The sequence below is a fragment of the Staphylococcus gallinarum genome (assembly GCF_029774255.1).
Taxonomy (GTDB): Bacteria; Bacillota; Bacilli; order Staphylococcales; family Staphylococcaceae; genus Staphylococcus; species Staphylococcus gallinarum.
Genome location: NZ_CP069082.1, coordinates 2,564,029 through 2,581,576 on the forward strand (window position 1 = coordinate 2,564,029; position 17,548 = coordinate 2,581,576).

The following is a 17,548-nucleotide window of genomic DNA, read 5'->3' on the forward strand; positions in this document are numbered from 1 at the left end:
ATGCCGTAACCGCTCCTTTAAGAAAATTTAGTTAAACTGTTGCCTGTTTCTACCTTAAATTCTTGATTGTATTCGTCTACATCAGATAGTCTAACTAAGGAAGTATAATCTTCAATCAATCTTTGTTTAACTTCTTTTGATTCTACTAGTACCGATACCCCTTTAACATGTGCTTTAAACTCATTCATTAAATTCATCACGCCATTAATAGAGCCACCCGCTCTCATGAAATCATCAACGACGAGTACATTAGAATTTTCAGGCAATGTGCGTTTCGACAATACCATTGTTTCAATTTTACGTGAAGATCCTGATACGTAATTAATCGATACCGTTGAGCCTTCTGTCACTTTATTATCTTTACGAATAACAACAACAGGTAGATTTAGTACATTGGCCACAGCGTTGGCTAACGATATACCTTTTGTCGCAATCGTAACAATAGCGTCCAATTCTTCATCCATATATAGCGTTGCAATTAATTTACCTACACGGTTTAATAATGACGGATTCCCCATGAGGTCAGATAAGAACAAGTATCCACCTGGTAATAAACGATCCTTCTCTTGAAGTCTTTCTATAATATCGTCAATGACTTCATTTGCTTCAGCTTTACTCATTTTAGGCTTATACGTTACTCCACCACTGGCACCTGCTGTTGTAATAACTGTTCCTAACTTTTCCTTTTGAAAAGTAGTCTTGATAATTTGCACGTCTTCACTGATTGAAGATTTTGCTTGTTTAAATTTTTGTACGAAATATGTTAATGGTATCAATTTATTGGGGTTGTTCATTAAATATTGAGTCATATAAACGATACGTTCACTTCTTTTATAACGCATTTAGCTCATCCCTTCTCCTATCCTAATAATCTTACTAAATACACTTCATTACAACAGCCATTCACTGCATTATACACATGTCTTGCTTGTCGTTCCTTTTGTGTCAGTCCATAAACTGTTGGTCCACTACCACTCATCACTGCACCATCTGCACCACTTTTCAGCATGTTGCGTTTTATTTTTAAAATTTCAGGACACACCTTGCTCGAAACAGGTTCCAGTTGATTTGAAAGGCTACTGCATAACAATTCATAATTCCCTGTGTTTAAAGCCGTTTTGCAGTCTTCCGTATTGATAGTTTGCAAATGACTTAAATCTAATTTCTTAAATATATCTGGTGACGATATTCCAATATTAGGTTTAGCAACAACGACCCATGCAGAAGGCGGCTTGTTTAGAAAGTTGATTTTCTCTCCTTTACCTTTGCATAGAGCGGTTTTACCATAAATACAAAATGGGATATCTGTTCCTATCGAAATACCAAGCTCACATAGTTCTTCTAATGGCCTATTTAATTTATAGAGGCGATTCATCCCTCTCATTGTTGCCGCAGCATCAGTTGATCCACCTGCTAATCCTGCCGAAACCGGTATATTTTTATCAATAGTTATTGTAATACCTTGTTGTAAATTATAGGTTTTCTTCATTAATTCTGCAGCTTTATATGCCAAATTTTTACTATTAGAGGGAACATAAGTTTGTTCAACATCGACAACAATCTTATTGTCTTGTCGCAGCTCAAATGACAAGCGATCATTTAAATCTATAGTCGTCATTATCATTTCAACTTCATGAAAACCATCATCTCGTTTAAAGAGTGTGTCTAGCGTCAAGTTTATCTTAGCTGGCGCTGTTTCATAGATCATATGTCCACCCTCTTTCAAATACGATATGGTAATACAACGATTTTAACATATTGTACGAATTGATTTGTCGGTTTTATTAAAACTTAGTGAAATATGTTGTACATCTCATAAAATCAGTATCATTTTTATGCTAAACATAGTCGCTAGTCAGCTCATTGAAAACCAATATCGCAATATCTGAAATTCATTCATAAAATTAGTTCTATTTTAGCATATTCAACGACAAACAAAAAAGGTATGCTAACGTCGATAACGTCAACATACCCTCTTCTATATCTCATTAAATTTAAAGTATAAATTAAAAAGTCCGACTATATAGTCAAACTCAACCTCATTATTACTTTTTAATTAGTGCGCAACTGCTTCTTGATGGTTATCTTCTTCAAATGAAACTTGTACGTTTTCTGTTAAAACGTCAGTGTATGTATAAGACACACGCTCAAAGTTATGTTTATCTTGATCAAGCTCAACGATAAAAACTGATGGGTATGTTTCTTTCAATACACCACTTCGTTCAATCGTCTTCTTACGACCACCATTCGCTTTTAGTACAATACGGTTTCCTAATTGACAATCAAGAGTATTTTTGATGTCTCCAATAGATTTTGACATATTGCTCCACCTCGCTACAAGTTGTATAATAACACAAAATGCGCTATTTTGTCAAATAAAATATCAATTTTAGCAAGGTGCAAGCTACTTGTCAATAATTTAAAATTCTAATTCTGAGAAATTTTTCAATTCATTATATAAATCTGCATATTCTTTAATTGAAAGTGTTTCTCCACGTCTTCTTGGATCTATTCCACCCGCTTCTAACCATTCAGCAATAAGCTGTTTGTGTTCTTTTCCATTTTTAAATAAACTTTGGTAGTTGTTATTTATTGTTTTTCGTCTTTGTCCAAACGCAGCCTTTGTCATTTGGAAGAATTTTTCTTCATTATCAATGGTAACAAGTGGTGCATCTCGTTTCATTAGCTTGACGACAATCGAATCGACATTAGGTGGCGGTAAAAATACTGACTTCGGCACTGTCAATACATTACTCGTCTCGGTGTAGTATTGAGCAACAATAGATAATGAGCCATAAGCTTTTGTACCAACCTTAGCATTTAAGCGTTCTCCGACTTCCTTTTGCATCATAACGACATAACCATCAATCGGTAATGATTGTTGCATCAAATTTAACAAGATTGGCGTGGTAATATAATATGGCAAGTTAGCTACTACCATGATTTTCTTGCAATCTGCCAAATGTGTCTCAACATAGCGCGCAATATCCGCTTTCAATATATCTTCATTTATAACAGTTACGTTGTCATATGGGGATAATGTATCTGCCAATACAGGTATCAATCGTTGATCAATTTCAAATGCCATTACACGCTTAGCATGCTTGGCTAGTTGCTCAGTTAATGAACCCATACCCGGTCCAATTTCAATAACCCCTGTTTCTTCGTCAATATCACTGGCATCAATGATATTGTGAATAATGTTGACATCGATTAAAAAGTTTTGTCCTAAGCTTTTCTTAAAGCTAAAACCATAATAATTCAATAATTCCTTTGTACGTGAAGGTGTTGCAATATCTTTATGATTCACCCATTACTCACTTCCTTTCTCATTGTTTAAAGCGTCTCGAACATCTTGTTCTGTATAACCAAATGCATTCAATTTATTGAGCAATTGCTTCCCATTTGAATGACCAATATGCAACCTTCTACCTAATATTTCACGCTTTCGCCTAGCGTCTGGTCCGATAATTAAACCTAAATCAATCAACACATGCTTATCAATCGATTCGTGACCTTCTTCAAAAGGCGTACTTACGTTCAATAAAGCCTCTTTAATATCTTCAATACGTGCATGCTCTACACCAATTTTGCCACGTTTGCTTTTAGCCTTTTCTCTATCTATATATGCATGTTTAACACCTGGAATATGCTTTTGAATCGTCGTTCTTATTTTATCTCCTGGGAAATCTGGATCAGTTAATACGATGACACCCCGTGTCTCATATGCTTGTGCTATAACATCTAATGTTTGCTGATTTATTGCACTGCCATTAGTTTCTATCGTATCACAATCAACCGCTCTTTTTACTCTTTCGGTATCATCTCTACCTTCTACTACGATAAATTCATTAATCTTCAATTATAGCTTCACCTTTCATCACTTTACTTGTCCATTTGCAAATAAAAAAGACGTCGGCAGAATTTATGGTAATTACTTAGTATTCTCAATCATAACTAAGCCCTAACTCAGACCGACATCTTTTGTAATATCTTTATGCTTTTAAGTTGAATAATCTTTCAGCATTTTCAGTTGTTTGACGGCAAACTTCATCATAACTCACACCACGTAATTCAGCAATTTGCTCAGCGACTAACGTTACACGTTCTGGCTCATTTCTTTTCCCTCTGTATGGATGTGGGGATAGGAAGGGCGCATCTGTTTCTACGAGTAATTTATCAAATGGTACATGCTTTGCAACTTCTTTAGGTTGTTTAGCATTCTTAAATGTCACCGGACCTCCGAGTGATACATAGAAATTCAACTTGTTAATCACTTCATCAGCAATTTCTGGAGAACCACTGAAACTGTGCATGATGCCACCTACTTCTTCGGCATGCTCTTCCTTTAAAATGTCTACACAGTCTTGTGTTGCTTCTCTATTGTGAATAATTATTGGTAACTGTACTCGTTTTGCCAAAGCGATTTGCTTTCTAAACAAATCCTGTTGTACATCTTTAGGAGATTTATCCCAATGATAATCTAATCCCATTTCTCCTATACCTATAATCTTCGGATGTTCTGACAATTTTTCTATCCATTCTAAACGTTCTTCTGTACAATCTATTGCGTCAACAGGATGCCAACCAATAATACCGTAAATAAAGTCATATTGATCAATTAATTCCATCGTACGTTCAATCGTTGGTGTATCAAAACCAACGACAAACATACGATCGACGCCATTATCTCTTGCGCGTTGAATAACTTCTTCTAAATCTTCATCGTATTGTTCTGCATTTAAATGAACATGTGTATCGATTAACATGATTTAACGACGCTCCTTAATTCATGATTACTTAATGACTGCACCATTAGGAATAGCGTTTGGCAAACTTACTAATGTTAATACGCCATCCTTTTCAGCTGATAATATCATACCTTCAGATGTTCTACCCATTAATTTTGCTGGCTTTAAGTTTGTAACAACCGCAACTTTTTTACCGATAATATCTTCTGGTTGGTAATATTGTGCAATTCCAGACACAATTTGACGTTGTTCGGTATCTAAATCCACTTGAATTTTCAAGAGTTTATCTGATTTTTTAACATTTTCAGCATCTATAATCGTTGCCGCTTTAATTTCAACTTTGTCGAAATCTTTAATATCTATTTGCGCTTTACTTGGTGCTGCTTCCACTTCTTCTGGTTCTTCTGATTTTGGTGGTTGCATAGATTGTTTAATATAATCTATTTCAACATCGCTCTCTAAACGTGGGAATATTGGTTGTGGTTTATCGATAACCACGATTGGTTGCTGTAGAGCACCATATTGTTCCACACTGCTAAGTTCATGTAATTCTGGAGAATTAATGTTTAATTGTTCAAAAATCTGTTTTGGCGCATGTGTTAAGAATGGTCTCAACAACACAGCTGCGATTCGAATGTTTTCCACTAAGTGTGCCATCACGTTGCCTAACATATCTTTTTGACTTTCGTCTTTAGCTAGTACCCATGGCGTTGTTTCATCAATATATTTATTCGTACGGCTAATTAATTTCCATACCGTTGAAAGTGCAACTGAGAATTGTAAATCATCCATATTATCATGGAATGTTTTAACTGTGTCTAAAGCCATTTGTTCCATTTCTTCATCTAATTCATGTTTGGCACCTTGATATGCAGGTAATTCACCATCAAAGTATTTATTAATCATTGATATAGTACGATTTACTAAATTACCTAAATCATTAGCTAAATCATAATTCGTACGTTCAACAAAACCTTCAGGTGTAAATACGCCATCAGAACCAAATGGTAATTCACGCATTAAATAATAACGTGTTGCATCTAAACCATATCTATCAATCAATACGTTTGGATCAACTACATTACCTTTAGACTTACTCATTTTACCGTCTTTCATTAAGATCCAACCATGTGCAAATACTTTTTTCGGTAATGGAATATCTAAAGCCATTAATAAAATAGGCCATATAATAGAATGGAAACGTACAATTTCCTTTGCCATAATATGAATATCAGCTGGCCAATATTTGTTAAATAGGCTATCGTCATCAGATAAATAACCTAAAGATGAGATATAGTTTACTAAGGCATCAATCCAAACATAAACGACATGTTTTGGGTTTGACTTAACTCGGATACCCCAATCAAATGACGTTCTAGAAACAGCTAAGTCTTCTAGACCTGGTTTGATAAAGTTATTAATCATTTCATTTTTTCGTGATGGTGGTTGAATGAAATCAGGGTTCTCGTCATAGAACGCTAATAAGCGATCTGTATATTTTGATAAATTAAAGAAGTAACTTTCTTCTTTGACTAATTCAACTTCATGACCTGAATCTGGGCTCTTACCGCCTACGATTTCTCCATTTTCGTATACAGGATCAACCAATTGTGTTTCCGTATAGTATGTTTCATCAGGAACTGAATACCAACCTTCATATTCACCTAAATAGATATCGCCTTGAGCTAATAATCGTTCGAAAATTTGTTGTACAACTTCCTTATGACGCGTTTCTGTTGTACGAATGAAATCATCGTTCGAAATTTCTAATTTATTCCATAAATCTTTAATTCCCGCTATCATTTCATCTAAATATTCTAATTCTGTTTTCCCAGCCTTTTGGGCTTTTTCTTGAATCTTTTGCCCATGTTCATCCGTACCTGTTAAATAACGAACATCATAGCCTTGCATTCTTTTATAACGTGCGATTACATCACCAGCAGTAGTAGTATATGCATGGCCGATATGCAAATTCCCACTTGGATAATATATTGGTGTAGTGATATAAAATGTTTCTTTCGCCATCAATGTTCCTCCTAGATTCTTATACTTTTAAATTATCTAAATTCATTTCTAATTTCAATGAAATTGACGTTAATTTTCAATACATTTATCATATCAGTTTCTTAAATTTCATCGGATAGAATACTCTTCATATCGTAGTTGTTTTCGTAGCTAATATTAGTGTTTCATTAAATATGATAAATAAACTCTATCTAATCTACATTACCATAAATCGTGCTATTTATGGGGATTTTCAACATATTTTTTCATGTTTTAATATGAAATTAAATCAACAATTTAACTTAAATTCTCATCATCTCAAGCTTTGTGTATTTTAATTTCTCAACGCTCCCTATGTCACACGCCATGATACGTATTATAGACATCACCTGTTTTCATATTTCTCGTTTCTGCCACTTGCTTGATCGCAGCTTTAGGCTTCATTCCTTGATTAACATAATAATCGACATGCTCAGTTATAGTCATTGTTTCATACCACGTATCATCATCTTTTGCCGTTTCACCTTCAATTAATAATACAAACTCACCTTTCACAGTGATTTCCTCTGCATTAAATTGCCTAATTAACTCATCTACACTTGCCGTAACAATTTGTTCGAATTTCTTAGTCAGTTCTCTCCCAATTGATACGCGTCGTTGCGCGTCAATTTTAGCTACTGCCTTTAACGTATCTTTAATTCTATGGGGCGATTCGTATATTATTAAGGTGCTATCTTCATACATACGTTGCTCTAAAATTTCAATTTTCTGTTTCTCTTTGCGTGGTAAAAATCCTAAAAATGTATAAGTAAAAGACGGCAATCCGCTAGCCATTAGAGCCGTTAAACCTGCATTGGGGCCCGGAACCGTTTCTACTCTCAATTGTTGTTGTCGCGCTTCTACTACTAATTCATAACCAGGATCACTGATTAATGGTAACCCCGCATCCGATACAAGTGCAATACTTAAACCTTGTTGTAATTGTTCAATTAAATAAGCTGTCTGTTGCTCTTTGTTATGATCATGATAAGATTTCAATGGGGTTTGAATATCATAATGTGCACACAATTTTTTAGTAACTCTTGTATCTTCACAAGCAATTAAATCTACATTTTTCAATGTATCAACGGCTCTATACGTAATATCTGCTAAATTCCCAATCGGAGTACCTACTAAATATAATGTCGCCATTTGTTATTCCTCACTTATTAGTTTTAATTTTTTAGCTCTGCTATAAGTTTTAATTTCATATTCTCGCTTTAAGGCATCGGATTTATTATCAAAGGTTTCTTGATAAACTAATTTTACTGGTCGCCTTATTTTTGTATATTTCGCGCCTTGTCCATTATTATGTTTCGCAACTCGTTGTTCAACATTTTTGGCATATCCTGTATATAAACTACCATCATTGCATTTAACAATATAAATATAATGTCTATCCATAATATATTTCTCTCATTTCTTCACTATATGTACCATTTTGTTGATAAATATAAAATGGGGGCTGTATTTCTAAACCTTGATTCCCACCTTTTCTGCCTTCTATTACTATCGTATGTGCAGACTTTCCTTCTTTACTATATATAAAATATAATTTCTTAGGTTCAATTTGAAATGCTCGCATCTGACTTAGTACATCCATCAACCTTTCAGCACGATGCACCATTACTAATCTACCACCTTGTTTCAATAAATGCCTCGCTGCAAAACAACAATCTTCAAGCGTACACATAATTTCATGCCTTGCTATTTTATGTGCATCCTTTTGATGTTGATGTTGTTGATTTACTTTAAAATAAGGCGGATTACACGTTACCAGACTATATTGTGCAGGTTTAAAAACTTTATGTGCATCCTTTAAATCCATATGATGCATGGTAATACGCTCATCAAGTTGATTCAACGCAATACTTCTATTCGCCATATCAACCAATTGTTCTTGAATTTCTATACCTGCTATTTGCTGATTGCCTTTATCAGATAGTAATAAAGGTATCACACCATTACCTGTGCAAATATCTAATATTTGATCATTTTTCTTAACCTTTGTAAAGTGTGCAAGTAACAAGGCATCTGTAGAAAATGAAAAAACATCATCATTTTGTATAATTTTTAAATTTTCTTTTATTAAACAATCTAACCGCTCTCCATCGTTCAACATCAAATTCTACCTCCCAAAAAAGAGGATAAGATGGCGATGCTCATTAAGCCTATCGCTACACCTCATCCTCAACACCATTTATGATTTACTCATAAGTACACTATAATTCACTATTCACTTAATACTTCTAAACAAAATAGACAATCGTCACCTTTTCTATGCTTTCCAAATAGTTCTCCATTACAAATGTGGAAACCTTCTTTATATAACATAGCTAAATTATCTTTACTTCTAAGCGGCTTTTTTAGTTGTCCTTTTTTATTATTTTCAACCTTTTTAGGCGCCTCTTCTTTATCAATTAATGTCTTTAAATTTTCATTTTCAACTTGCAGTGCCACATTTTCCTCAATTAATTCTACAGTCAAATGTTTCAAGTTAACCATATCATTATTAATTTGATTAATGTTCGACTCTAAATGCGCAAGTTTTTCAAATATTTCACTTCGGTTCAACTTGGTTAAAGCCTCCTAATTTAACGCTTCTAATTCTTCCATTTTATATTCTAAGGGTTGTTCCAAACCTTCTACTTTAATTTGCATTGAAATATCTAGAATATTTAGGCCTACAACCTTTCCATTCCCTTCAGGCGTTTCAATATGATCTCCTACATCAGGTAATTGCGCACGCGCTTCTTCATAATAATCATTTTCATATTTCAAACAACACATAAGACGACCACAAGCGCCAGAAATTTTTGTAGGATTTAAAGATAAATTTTGATCTTTAGCCATTTTAATAGAAACTGGTTCAAAATCACCTAAAAATGTAGAACAGCATAATGAACGCCCACATGGTCCTATGCCACCTAACAATTTCGCTTCATCTCTCACACCTATTTGTCTTAATTCAATACGTGTCTTTAATTTTTGAGCTAAAACTTTTACTAACTTTCTAAAATCTACTCTATCATCCGACGTAAAATTAAATATTACTTTCGATTTATCTAATGTATATTCACAGTTAACAAGCCTCATATCTAACGCTTGTTGCTGAATTGTATCTTTACATAATTCAAATGCTACTTCAGCATCACGCTCATTTTTTTCATATTTTTCAATATCTTCATCTGTAGCAAGACGGATGATTTCTTTTAATGGTAATGTTACATCCTCATCGGCAACATCAAGTGGCTCATATTTTACTCTGCCCATTTCTACGCCACGTTTTGATTCAACAACAACCCAATTACCTACTCGCAAATCGAATTGTTGAGGTGAATAATACTCCATTTTCCCTGACTTTTGAAATTCAATTCCCACTACATTTTGCATTATTTATTTCACCCCTTTTATTACTATCTGTTCAAAGACTAACGTTGGATTCACGTTTTGATTTAACTTCTTATGTGCTTCTGTAATTTGATCATACATTAAAATAATTTGATTATAAGTTAATTTACGCGCATAATTTTGAATGTCATCTTGTAAATCACGAAATATCAAATCATCAGTAATGCCCACTTTAGCATGCATGACGTCCTCAAAGAAACCATTAACAGCTGCTAATGTTACCAGCTGTAAACGTCTGGTCTTAGCTTGTTTCAACAAATCTACAATTGCAATAAGCGCCATTGGACGATTTGTTAACAACAGTTGACACCACTTCACTATACTTTTGCGCAGTGAAGCTAAATCTGACTCTTCATTCAATAAAACTGCCGTCTCAATTTGTGTCGTATATGTACTGATCAGTTCCGCAATAGGTCTAGAAATCTCTCGCTCAACTAATCTATCTATAAATTTCACCTTATCAATTGGTTTAAAATAAACATGCTGACACCTTGAATGGATGGTATCTAATATTTGTTCAGGCTTCGTAGATAATAAAATTGCGATGGTATTGTCAGGAGGCTCTTCTAAAAATTTTAATATACTGTTTTCACCTTGAACAGTTAACTTCTCAAAGGCTTCAATAATGTATACTTTGTAATTACCTTCAATAGGTAATTGATTCATATGATGTATTAATTGTTCGACTTGTTCTTTTTTTATCGTATTTTCCTCAGTGGAAATATACATAAAATCAGGATGATTAAACGTAGATACCTTTAACTGACATTGTTCATCTTGATCACATAAAATAAGTTTCGCAAAATCAATCGCCACTTGTTTCATCGTTTGGCCATCATCGCCCTCAAATAAATATGCATGTGACAACTTATTTGAATGATATGCCTTCGTCAGTTTTGCTTTTTCATCCATCTTTAAGTTACTCCTTTATATAAAAAGGCTGCTTATACACAGTGCCACTCAAAGTAAATGATTAATATAAAAAGGTTCTTTGATAGCAACACCTTTTCATTTCCACTCACTTAGAATGGTTACTATATATAGCAACCATATTGTTAAAATTGATGGAAAGATTCAACAGGCATTACAAATACTGTTGCTCCTCCAACTTCTACTTCTACTGGATACGGAATATAAGAATCCGCACTGCCACCCATAGGCGTAATTGGTGAAACGAGTTGTTCTCTGTTACCACAAGTGTCATCGATTACCTTTAACATTTCGTCTACACGGTCGTCCTCTACACCTGATAAGAATGTTGTATTACCAGCACGTAAAAATCCACCTGTCGTTGCTAATTTTGTTGCTCTAAAGTTATGTTTAACAAGCTTATCTGACAGCTCTTGACTATCTTGATCTTGTACGATTGCAATTATCATTTTCATAGTAAACACCTCTTCCCAATATTATATCATAATTTTTCTAAGTATTTGATGATAGAATTATAAGTATCGGTCACAACCTCATCAATACTTTTCTCGGCATCTATTATGATAAAACGTTCAGACTCATTATGAATAATTTTTTTATAACCTTCAACCACTTTTTCGTGAAAATTTACACTTTCTAAATCAAGTCTATTTTGAACACGCTGGTTTTCAACAATGCGCTGTCTCCCTACTTCCACGCTGACATCAAGGTAAATCGTTACATCAGGGTACATATTGTCGATAGCAAATTCATTAATGGATTTAACTTCTGATATACCTATACCCCTTGCATAACCTTGATATGCTAAAGAACTATCAATGTAGCGGTCACATAATACAATATTTCCATTTTCTAAAGCTGGCATAACCTTTCCAACGAGGTGTTCACGTCTTGAAGCAGCAAATAGCAATGCCTCTGTTCTTTCATCCATCGCATCACCATCCAACAATAATTCACGAATTTTCTCTCCTGTTTTTACACCACCGGGTTCGCGTGTCATCACAATTTTATAATCTTGTTGTAATTTATCTGCGACTGCTTGCATAATTGTGGTTTTCCCTGATCCTTCTGGACCTTCAAAAGTAATAAATGCTGACATCTTATTCATCCTTAACTTCAATTTTATGTTTTTTAATACCTTCAACCCTAACATGTTGAGCGTACCAATAATTCATTAATTTTATCATATTTTGTGTTACTGTTTCTCCCTTAAACATCACTGGTATACCAGGTGGATAAGGAACAATATCATTTCCTAGAATTTCATTTTCTGCTTTATCAATATCTATCCAGCGTGTCTTCTCAATAATTCCAGAATAATATTTACCACTTTGTAAACGAATATCTACCTTAGTTGTTTCAATAGGTTCACGTCGTTCTATCTTGATTTCATTTATTCTATTTAACAATGTATCAAATGGATATCTATCTTCACTATGCCATAGAGGTAATACTAATAATGTTTGAAACGCATCTGCTAATTCAACATAGATGCCTTTTTCCTCAAATAACTGTTGTAATTCATATCCTGTATAACCAGGACATCTGATTATTAATTTTAGGTTATCCTCTACTTCTAATACTTCAATATCTTTTGCTTTAATTTTTTTCACAAGTTGGGCTCTCTTACTGTAGAACTGATCACTATCATAATTTTCATAGAAACGCTGCGCTAATTCTAAACTAGACATTATTAAATATGAAGGACTTGATGTTTGAAAGTACGTCATATATTTAAGTACCATTTCCTTTAATGGTGCATTTTTATGTATAAAAATAACAGACCCCATAGTCAGTGACGGTAATGTCTTATGATAAGATTGTACGACATAATCTGCTCCCATATTTAAAGAAGAAGTTGGAAATCCGTTCAAATCAAAATGTGCACCATGTGCTTCATCAATTAATACTGGTATCTCCTTCTCTTTAAAGCGATTAATCATTGTTTGAACATCAAAACATTCACCATAATAATTAGGATATGTGAAAATACCTAGTTTGCCATCTTCAAAATCTTTAATTTCCGCTTTTACATTAGGACCTACATATTGATTCGTCATTTCACTTAACTTCATTTCTAATAAAGTTGCAGTTGCATTCGCCAAATCAAGACCATGAAATACAGATTTGTGCGCATCTCTTGCAACAATGTATTTCCCAGGCAATGTTGAAAACGCCTGAATTACCGATAATATACCAGATGTAGTACCATTAACTAAAAAATAAGCTGTATAATCCTTATGCTTATTTATCGTTTCCATACTTTTCAAAATGATTTCTTCTGGATGATGTAAGTCATCTAAACCAGTAATTTCAGTCATATCCTTTTTAAATGACAATTGTTGGTCCAAATTACCAATTGTCATATTTTTATGACCAGGAACATGTAATGAAATTGCTTCTTCATCCAAAAACGCATCTAATTTATCGCTCAATGGTTTAGACATAATATCTCCTTTCATAATCATATATATAACATGATTATTTCTTCGACAGTATCAACATGTATTTTAACATAAAAAAGAGATGCTATTAGGCACCTCTTTAAATATAGTCAGATTTAACACCTGTAAGTTCAAATCGTCGTTCGCTCAACTCGTCAGCTTCAAACGCTTTCTACTTGTCAAAGTATTCAGAAGTTAAGCTCCTTGGATATAAAAAAAAGAGACCTTACGGTCTCTACTTGCCTGTAAAGTACCACTTATTACAGTTGTTTTTATGACATCATATCTATTAATCTATGTATTAAAGATTTCTATTTTCTACCTTTTTAGTTTAGTGGTACTTATATAAGCGCTTTGGCTCTTATATTCCACTTACCCTACTCTTGCGGAACGTAAGTCTGCTACCATCGGCGCTATGGAGCTTTTCTGACATGTAGTCAAGCGCTCGCATCTTTCCTCATTTTCTCTTTCTCCTCTTTCACTTACCACGCGTAAGTTCAAGTCGTCGTTCGTTCAATTCGTCAGCTTCAAACGCTTTCTACTTGTCAGAATGATTCAGAAGTTAAGCTCTTTTAAAGCAAAAAAAAGAGACCTTACGGTCTCGGCTCATCGCATCTCTGCTTGCCTAGCAACGTCCTACTCTTGCGGAACGTAAGTCCGACTACCATCGGCGCTAAGGAGCTTAACTTCTGTGTTCGGCATGGGAACAGGTGTGACCTCCTTGCCATTGTCACCAGACAATGAAATGTATTAAATTATACATTCAAAACTAGATAGTAAGTAAAATATAATTACCAATCAAAACGGTTTATAAAATTGATTAAGTCTTCGATCGATTAGTATTCGTCAGCTCCACGTATCGCTACGCTTCCACCTCGAACCTATTAACCTCATCATCTTTGAGGGATCTTATAACCGAAGTTGGGAAATCTCATCTTGAGGGGGGCTTCATGCTTAGATGCTTTCAGCACTTATCCCGTCCATACATAGCTACCCAGCGATGCCGTTGGCACGACAACTGGTACACCAGAGGTATGTCCATCCCGGTCCTCTCGTACTAAGGACAGCTCCTCTCAAATTTCCTACGCCCACGACGGATAGGGACCGAACTGTCTCACGACGTTCTGAACCCAGCTCGCGTACCGCTTTAATGGGCGAACAGCCCAACCCTTGGGACCGACTACAGCCCCAGGATGCGATGAGCCGACATCGAGGTGCCAAACCTCCCCGTCGATGTGAACTCTTGGGGGAGATAAGCCTGTTATCCCCGGGGTAGCTTTTATCCGTTGAGCGATGGCCCTTCCATGCGGAACCACCGGATCACTAAGTCCGTCTTTCGACCCTGCTCGACTTGTAGGTCTCGCAGTCAAGCTTCCTTATGCCTTTACACTCTATGAATGATTTCCAACCATTCTGAGGAAACCTTTGAGCGCCTCCGTTACTCTTTAGGAGGCGACCGCCCCAGTCAAACTGCCCATCTGACACTGTCTCCCACCATGATAAATGGTGCGGGTTAGAAATCCAACACAGCGAGGGTAGTATCCCACCAACGCCTCCACGTAAGCTAGCGCTCACGTATCAACGGCTCCTACCTATCCTGTACAAGCTGTGACGAATTTCAATATCAGACTACAGTAAAGCTCCACGGGGTCTTTCCGTCCTGTCGCGGGTAACCTGCATCTTCACAGGTACTATGATTTCACCGAGTCTCTCGTTGAGACAGTGCCCAAATCGTTACGCCTTTCGTGCGGGTCGGAACTTACCCGACAAGGAATTTCGCTACCTTAGGACCGTTATAGTTACGGCCGCCGTTTACTGGGGCTTCGATTCGTAGCTTCGCAGAAGCTAACCACTCCTCTTAACCTTCCAGCACCGGGCAGGCGTCAGCCCCTATACATCACCTTACGGTTTAGCAGAGACCTGTGTTTTTGATAAACAGTCGCTTGGGCCTATTCACTGCGGCTCTCCTGGGCGTTAACCCTAAAGAGCACCCCTTCTCCCGAAGTTACGGGGTCATTTTGCCGAGTTCCTTAACGAGAGTTCGCTCGCTCACCTTAGAATTCTCATCTTGACTACCTGTGTCGGTTTGCGGTACGGGCACCACACTTCTAGCTAGAGGCTTTTCTTGGCAGTGTGAAATCAACGACTCGAGGAAACAATTTCCTCTCCCCATCACAACTTGACCTTAAGAGTACCGGATTTGCCTAATACTCAGTCTCATTGCTTGGACGTGCACTCCAACAGCACGCTTCGCCTATCCTACTGCGTCCCCCCATCGCTTAAAACGAATTATGGTGGTACAGGAATATCAACCTGTTATCCATCGCCTACGCCTGTCGGCCTCAGCTTAGGACCCGACTAACCCAGAGCGGACGAGCCTTCCTCTGGAAACCTTAGTCAATCGGTGGACGGGATTCTCACCCGTCTTTCGCTACTCACACCGGCATTCTCACTTCTAAGCGCTCCACATGTCCTTGCGATCATGCTTCAACGCCCTTAGAACGCTCTCCTACCATTGTCCTACGGACAATCCACAGCTTCGGTAATATGTTTAGCCCCGGTACATTTTCGGCGCAGTGTCACTCGACTAGTGAGCTATTACGCACTCTTTAAATGATGGCTGCTTCTAAGCCAACATCCTAGTTGTCTGGGCAACGCCACATCCTTTTCCACTTAACATATATTTTGGGACCTTAGCTGGTGGTCTGGGCTGTTTCCCTTTCGAACACGGACCTTATCACCCGCGTTCTGACTCCCAAGTTAAATTGATTGGCATTCGGAGTTTGTCTGAATTCGGTAACCCGAGAAGGGCCCCTCGTCCAAACAGTGCTCTACCTCCAATAATCATCACTTGAGGCTAGCCCTAAAGCTATTTCGGAGAGAACCAGCTATCTCCAGGTTCGATTGGAATTTCTCCGCTACCCACAACTCATCCGCTCACTTTTCAACGTAAGTCGGTTCGGCCCTCCATTCAGTGTTACCTGAACTTCAGCCTGGTCATGGGTAGATCACCTGGTTTCGGGTCTACGACCAAATACTCAACGCCCTATTCAGACTCGCTTTCGCTACGGCTCCACATTCACTGCTTAACCTTGCATCAAATCGTAACTCGCCGGTTCATTCTACAAAAGGCACGCCATCACCCATTAACGGGCTCTGACTACTTGTAAGCACACGGTTTCAAGTTCTATTTCACTCCCCTTCCGGGGTACTTTTCACCTTTCCCTCACGGTACTGGTTCACTATCGGTCACTAGAGAGTATTTAGCCTTAGGAGATGGTCCTCCCAGATTCCGACGGAATTTCACGTGCTCCGTCGTACTCAGGATCCACTCAAGAGAGAATAAACTTTCGACTACAGGATTATTACCTTCTATGATTCATCTTTCCAAATGATTCGTCTAATTTATTCCTTTGTAACTCCGTATAGAGTGTCCTACAACCCCAACAAGCAAGCTCGTTGGTTTGGGCTGTTCCCGTTTCGCTCGCCGCTACTCAGGGAATCGATTTTTCTTTCTCTTCCTGCGGGTACTAAGATGTTTCAGTTCTCCGCGTCTGCCTTCAGATATGCTATGTATTCACATATCGATAACACGACATAACTCGTGCTGGGTTTCCCCATTCGGAAATCTCTGGATCAAAGCTTACTTACAGCTCCCCAAAGCATATCGTCGTTAGTAACGTCCTTCATCGGCTTCTAGTGCCAAGGCATCCACCGTGCGCCCTTAATAACTTAATCTTTTTGTTTTCCAATACAACGTCGTTGTTTGAAAACCCAAAATGTTATTAATCTGTGAGTGTTCTTTCGAACACTAGCGATTATTTCTTTTTGAATTCAAGCTTTTTTAAAACTCTAATTCACTCGGTTTTGCTTGGTAAAATCTATATATTTTACTTACTTATCTAGTTTTCAATGTACAATCTTTGAATCCTCTAAATGAGCATTCAAAACTGAATACAATATGTCAAT

16 protein-coding genes and 2 rRNA genes are annotated in these 17,548 nt (G+C 36.6%); all 18 read right to left on the reverse strand.

Translation table 11 applies throughout. From position 1 onward, the window contains the following. Window positions 1–17: 17 nt before the first annotated feature. The 18 genes from purR to JN168_RS12360 all read right to left on the reverse strand — a co-directional run bounded on the left by purR (window position 18) and on the right by JN168_RS12360 (window position 17,317). Window positions 18–842: a pur operon repressor gene (gene purR, locus JN168_RS12275; protein ID WP_042739979.1), complete on the reverse strand. Its 825-nt coding sequence runs from the start codon at window positions 840–842 to the stop codon at window positions 18–20. A gap of 17 nt (window positions 843–859) precedes the next feature. Then, window positions 860–1,708 (reverse strand): 4-(cytidine 5'-diphospho)-2-C-methyl-D-erythritol kinase, encoded by an 849-nt coding sequence (gene ispE, locus JN168_RS12280; RefSeq protein WP_042739978.1) that lies wholly within the window; start codon window positions 1,706–1,708, stop codon window positions 860–862. Between the two features lie 348 nt (window positions 1,709–2,056). Further along, window positions 2,057–2,320 carry a biofilm formation stimulator Veg gene (veg, locus tag JN168_RS12285; RefSeq protein ID WP_042739977.1) on the reverse strand — a complete coding sequence of 88 codons (264 nt, stop codon included), beginning with the start codon at window positions 2,318–2,320 and terminating at the stop codon, window positions 2,057–2,059. Window positions 2,321–2,419: 99 nt separating this feature from the next. Beyond that, the gene (gene rsmA / locus JN168_RS12290; RefSeq protein WP_042739976.1) at window positions 2,420–3,310 is read right to left on the reverse strand and encodes a 16S rRNA (adenine(1518)-N(6)/adenine(1519)-N(6))-dimethyltransferase RsmA; all 891 of its coding nucleotides are present in this window, start codon (window positions 3,308–3,310) and stop codon (window positions 2,420–2,422) included. A 3-nt stretch (window positions 3,311–3,313) separates the two neighbouring features. Next, complete coding sequence (gene rnmV / locus JN168_RS12295) at window positions 3,314–3,862, reverse strand: ribonuclease M5 (protein WP_042739975.1); 549 nt, start codon at window positions 3,860–3,862, stop codon at window positions 3,314–3,316. A gap of 133 nt (window positions 3,863–3,995) precedes the next feature. Further along, on the reverse strand, window positions 3,996–4,769 hold the full coding sequence (locus JN168_RS12300; protein WP_042739974.1) for a TatD family hydrolase: 774 nt from the start codon (window positions 4,767–4,769) through the stop codon (window positions 3,996–3,998). Window positions 4,770–4,796: 27 nt separating this feature from the next. Beyond that, window positions 4,797–6,776, reverse strand: coding sequence for a methionine--tRNA ligase (metG, locus tag JN168_RS12305; RefSeq protein ID WP_107511978.1), 1,980 nt, complete (start codon window positions 6,774–6,776; stop codon window positions 4,797–4,799). A 336-nt stretch (window positions 6,777–7,112) separates the two neighbouring features. Further along, on the reverse strand, window positions 7,113–7,946 hold the full coding sequence (rsmI, locus tag JN168_RS12310) for a 16S rRNA (cytidine(1402)-2'-O)-methyltransferase (protein ID WP_042739972.1): 834 nt from the start codon (window positions 7,944–7,946) through the stop codon (window positions 7,113–7,115). A 3-nt stretch (window positions 7,947–7,949) separates the two neighbouring features. Continuing rightward, entirely contained in the window at window positions 7,950–8,198 is a 249-nt protein-coding gene (locus JN168_RS12315) for a GIY-YIG nuclease family protein (protein ID WP_042739971.1), read from the reverse strand. Beyond that, on the reverse strand, window positions 8,191–8,916 hold the full coding sequence (locus tag JN168_RS12320; protein WP_042739970.1) for a tRNA1(Val) (adenine(37)-N6)-methyltransferase: 726 nt from the start codon (window positions 8,914–8,916) through the stop codon (window positions 8,191–8,193). Before JN168_RS12320 ends, JN168_RS12315 begins: the two co-directional genes overlap by 8 nt. 110 nt (window positions 8,917–9,026) lie before the next feature. After that, window positions 9,027–9,368, reverse strand: coding sequence for a DNA replication initiation control protein YabA (yabA, locus tag JN168_RS12325; protein ID WP_042739969.1), 342 nt, complete (start codon window positions 9,366–9,368; stop codon window positions 9,027–9,029). A 15-nt stretch (window positions 9,369–9,383) separates the two neighbouring features. After that, entirely contained in the window at window positions 9,384–10,187 is an 804-nt protein-coding gene (locus JN168_RS12330) for a PSP1 domain-containing protein (protein WP_042739968.1), read from the reverse strand. 3 nt (window positions 10,188–10,190) lie between these two features. Then, window positions 10,191–11,117, reverse strand: a complete 927-nt coding sequence (locus JN168_RS12335) for a DNA polymerase III subunit delta' C-terminal domain-containing protein (RefSeq protein ID WP_042739967.1) — start codon at window positions 11,115–11,117, stop codon at window positions 10,191–10,193. 143 nt (window positions 11,118–11,260) lie between these two features. After that, complete coding sequence (locus JN168_RS12340) at window positions 11,261–11,590, reverse strand: cyclic di-AMP receptor DarA (protein ID WP_042739966.1); 330 nt, start codon at window positions 11,588–11,590, stop codon at window positions 11,261–11,263. A 26-nt stretch (window positions 11,591–11,616) separates the two neighbouring features. Next, window positions 11,617–12,234 carry a dTMP kinase gene (gene tmk / locus JN168_RS12345; RefSeq protein ID WP_229366914.1) on the reverse strand — a complete coding sequence of 206 codons (618 nt, stop codon included), beginning with the start codon at window positions 12,232–12,234 and terminating at the stop codon, window positions 11,617–11,619. Between the two features lies 1 nt (window position 12,235). Beyond that, the gene (locus JN168_RS12350; protein WP_279525930.1) at window positions 12,236–13,582 is read right to left on the reverse strand and encodes an aminotransferase class I/II-fold pyridoxal phosphate-dependent enzyme; all 1,347 of its coding nucleotides are present in this window, start codon (window positions 13,580–13,582) and stop codon (window positions 12,236–12,238) included. A gap of 620 nt (window positions 13,583–14,202) precedes the next feature. Then, a 5S ribosomal RNA gene (gene rrf / locus JN168_RS12355) occupies window positions 14,203–14,317 on the reverse strand. Window positions 14,318–14,395: 78 nt separating this feature from the next. Continuing rightward, window positions 14,396–17,317 (reverse strand): 23S ribosomal RNA (locus tag JN168_RS12360). Between the last annotated feature and the right edge of the window lie 231 nt (window positions 17,318–17,548).

Coding starts and splice junctions, on each gene's coding strand:
- purR (WP_042739979.1), bottom strand. CDS start 842: ATGCGTTATAAAAGAAGTGAACGTATCGTTTATATGACTCAATATTTA.
- ispE (WP_042739978.1), bottom strand. CDS start 1,708: ATGATCTATGAAACAGCGCCAGCTAAGATAAACTTGACGCTAGACACA.
- veg (WP_042739977.1), bottom strand. CDS start 2,320: ATGTCAAAATCTATTGGAGACATCAAAAATACTCTTGATTGTCAATTA.
- JN168_RS12300 (WP_042739974.1), bottom strand. CDS start 4,769: ATGTTAATCGATACACATGTTCATTTAAATGCAGAACAATACGATGAA.
- metG (WP_107511978.1), bottom strand. CDS start 6,776: ATGGCGAAAGAAACATTTTATATCACTACACCAATATATTATCCAAGT.
- rsmI (WP_042739972.1), bottom strand. CDS start 7,946: ATGGCGACATTATATTTAGTAGGTACTCCGATTGGGAATTTAGCAGAT.
- JN168_RS12315 (WP_042739971.1), bottom strand. CDS start 8,198: ATGGATAGACATTATATTTATATTGTTAAATGCAATGATGGTAGTTTA.
- JN168_RS12320 (WP_042739970.1), bottom strand. CDS start 8,916: ATGTTGAACGATGGAGAGCGGTTAGATTGTTTAATAAAAGAAAATTTA.
- JN168_RS12330 (WP_042739968.1), bottom strand. CDS start 10,187: ATGCAAAATGTAGTGGGAATTGAATTTCAAAAGTCAGGGAAAATGGAG.
- JN168_RS12335 (WP_042739967.1), bottom strand. CDS start 11,117: ATGGATGAAAAAGCAAAACTGACGAAGGCATATCATTCAAATAAGTTG.
- JN168_RS12340 (WP_042739966.1), bottom strand. CDS start 11,590: ATGAAAATGATAATTGCAATCGTACAAGATCAAGATAGTCAAGAGCTG.
- tmk (WP_229366914.1), bottom strand. CDS start 12,234: ATGTCAGCATTTATTACTTTTGAAGGTCCAGAAGGATCAGGGAAAACC.
- JN168_RS12350 (WP_279525930.1), bottom strand. CDS start 13,582: ATGTCTAAACCATTGAGCGATAAATTAGATGCGTTTTTGGATGAAGAA.